The organism is Prosthecobacter sp., from assembly GCF_020439865.1.
Taxonomy (GTDB): Bacteria; Verrucomicrobiota; Verrucomicrobiia; order Verrucomicrobiales; family Verrucomicrobiaceae; genus Prosthecobacter.
Genome location: NZ_JAGRPF010000197.1, coordinates 1 through 2,352 on the forward strand (window position 1 = coordinate 1; position 2,352 = coordinate 2,352).

Annotated in this window: 3 protein-coding genes; 2 read left to right on the plus strand and 1 reads right to left on the minus strand. The window is 59.8% G+C overall.

The genetic code is table 11. The features are described 5' to 3' along the window. Together KDL09_RS21820 and KDL09_RS21825 are read left to right on the plus strand one after the other, a co-directional pair. Nucleotides 1-1,223: polysaccharide biosynthesis tyrosine autokinase (locus KDL09_RS21820; protein ID WP_294389863.1), on the plus strand; the 1,223-nt coding region annotated here is incomplete at its 5' end. Between the two features lie 18 nt (nucleotides 1,224-1,241). Further along, the gene (locus tag KDL09_RS21825; protein WP_294389866.1) at nucleotides 1,242-1,808 is read left to right on the plus strand and encodes a polysaccharide biosynthesis/export family protein; all 567 of its coding nucleotides are present in this window, start codon (nucleotides 1,242-1,244) and stop codon (nucleotides 1,806-1,808) included. A gap of 9 nt (nucleotides 1,809-1,817) precedes the next feature. Here the strand turns inward: KDL09_RS21825 and KDL09_RS21830 are convergent. Further along, the coding region (locus KDL09_RS21830) for a hypothetical protein (RefSeq protein ID WP_294389868.1) at nucleotides 1,818-2,352 on the minus strand (535 nt) is incomplete at its 5' end.

Sequence of the window (2,352 nt, forward strand, 5' to 3'; positions counted from 1 at the left end):
AGGGGCTGCAGGGCCGCCTGGACAGCGCCAGGAAGATGCGCGAGTCCCTGCAGAACTACAACGAAGACGCGAAGCAGGAATTGATGAACATGCAGTCGCTCTACAATGAGTACAAGACCGCCAAGGACGAAGTCACCTACCTGGAAGAGTTGCTGGTCAAAATGCGCTCGCGCTTCTTTGAGGAAAAAGCCAACATCGAACTCGTTAAGTCTCCCGCCACCATCTATGCCGATGCGGAGCCGGAGACCAAGCCCGCTAAGCCCAATGTGCCGCTTCATCTCGCACTTGGCGGCGTCCTTGGTTTGATGTTCGGTCTCGGCCTGGCCTTCTTCCTCGAGTACATGGACACCACGGTGAAGAGCCTCGACGATGTGGAGCAGTATCTCAACGTTCCCGTCCTGGCCATCGTCCCGAAGGGCGTTGGTGTCCTCCACCGCGCCAGTGGCTTCAGCCCGGATGCAGAGGCTTACCGAATCCTGCGCACGAACATTGAATTCAACCGCCGGTCACCGGATGCCAACTGCATCAGCGTGGTCAGTGGTGGAGCGGGGGAGGGGAAGTCCACCACGATGGTCAACCTCGCCTATGTCTGCGCCCAGGGTGGTTACAATGTGCTTCTGATCGACGCTGACTTGCGCCGCCCCAGCCAGCACAAGCACTTTGATGTCAGTCACACTGTCGGACTCACGAATTACCTGACTACGGACATTCAGATTGAGGATGTCGTTGTTCGCACCCAGGTCGAGAATCTCTACTTCCTGCCCAGCGGACTTCTTCCCGCGGACAGTGCGGGCCTTCTGAACTCTCAGCGCATGGTCGATCTCATCGCCGATGTGAAGAGCCGATTCGATCTGGTGCTCATCGACTCTCCGCCCATCCTCGGCGTCAGCGACGCTTCGGTACTCGCCAACGAGGCCGACATGTCCATCATCGTCGTCCAGCATCGCAAGCTGCCGCGCCACATGCTCCTGCGCGTGAAGCAGACTGTCGAAAACGTCGGTGGAAAAGTCGTCGGCGTGGTCTTGAACAATGTTGATCTCGCCAGCGACGCGCAGTTTCAGTATCACACGAGCTACTACACCTACTACTCGCCCACGAACTCTCCTTCAGATGGTTCGGGCGGCAAGAAAGCCCGGCGCCGCAAGATCAAGACGGAGACCACCGCCCCCGTGTTTGCTGACGTTCGCCCCGCATCTCCGCTTGGAGGCGACGATGTTTTTTAAATCAACCGTTCCATGCTTATGAACCTTCGAAAAATCCTCATCGCGCTTTTCGTGTTCAGCCTGTTCAGTCCTGTCCGGGCTCAAAACGGCGAACTGGCTCTCAAGCCCAACGACCGCATCACGCTCTCCATCGGCGGTATCCCGGACAGCGAGGTGGCACAGATCAACAAGGTGTACACCGTCAGCGACGCCGGTACGATCAACCTGCTTTTCATTGGCGAAGTGCGGGCGGCGGGTTTGAAGCCCTCCATGCTTCAGCGCAGCATTGAGCAGACTTACGTGGCGCGCGAAATCTACACACGGCCCACGGTCACCGTTTCCATCGACGGCGCCGGCGGTGGCACGGAGCGCTGGGTTTATGTGGTCAGTGGCACCAACAAGAACGGGCCTGTTCCCTACAGCTCAAACCTCACCATCCTGAAGGCGGTGGGCATCGCCGGCGGTTTCAGCCCCTTTGCCAAGCCGAGCCGGACCAAGCTCATCCGCAATGGCGCCACCCAGGAGATCAATCTGAAGGACATCAGCGCCAATCCGTCGCGCGACATCCTGCTTCAGCCCGAGGATCAGATCATTGTGCCGGAGTAGGCAGGCGCATCACTTGGGCGGTGCCGGGACGAATTTCGCCGCGCGTTCCCGTGCGGTCGCGTCATTCGGACGGAAGCGCAGATACTCGCGCGCCGCGGCCGGTGAGCCTTGTTCCTTCAGCGAAGCGAGGTACTCCGGGAAAGTCTGATCATCGAAGGGTGAAAGAGGTCGCGTTGCAGGCGGTGTTGTCAGCCATCGTGCCCAGCGCACGGCGGTTTCCTCTCCCTGACCGGGTTCCGCTGGAATGGCGGCGACGGCTGCGGCAAAGTCAGCCGGACTCAGCACGTCAATGCGACCGTCCTCGGTGATTCGACGTCGCGCCAGAGCCTCGGCGAATTGCAGGAACCACTCCGGCAAAAGAGTGTTCTTTGGCGGCATCGGCCTGCTGAAGAATGCGTGCTCGGAGATGCGGAAGACCACTTTGGAGTCATCGTCGGAGACGCGGGCGACAACCACGCCTTCCTGCTCCTTGCTCTTGCGTGGCGTGTCGCGGATGCCCGGGGTGAGGCATTCGCCCGTGCGGAAATTCCAGACTCGCATCTCG